This window comes from Zoogloea sp. LCSB751 (genome assembly GCF_002028455.1).
Classification (GTDB): domain Bacteria; phylum Pseudomonadota; class Gammaproteobacteria; order Burkholderiales; family Rhodocyclaceae; genus Zoogloea.
Genome location: NZ_MWUM01000302.1, coordinates 1 through 261 on the forward strand (window position 1 = coordinate 1; position 261 = coordinate 261).

At 54.4% G+C, this 261-nt stretch carries 1 pseudogene; it reads right to left on the reverse strand.

The annotated features are described in order from the left end of the window. Positions 1-192, reverse strand: a pseudogene (locus B4920_RS26725) (branched-chain amino acid ABC transporter permease); the annotation flags it as partial. Positions 193-261: the final 69 nt, after the last annotated feature.

Genomic DNA, 261 nt, shown 5'->3' on the forward strand with positions numbered 1-261 from the left:
CATCATCGTGAGCCCCGCCATCACCATGAAGGCGACATAGGAACCGATCATGTAGACCTCGCCGTGGGCGAAGTTGATCATGCCGATGATGCCGTAGACCATGGTGTAGCCGATGGCGATCAACGCATAGGTGCTGCCTATGGTCAATCCGTTCAGCAACTGCTGAACCAGATAAAGAAGGTGTTCGGACATACCGCGTTCCCTGTACTTGCCCGCAAAGAAAGGAGGGGTGACTCATGTCACCCCGACCGGCAGATTATT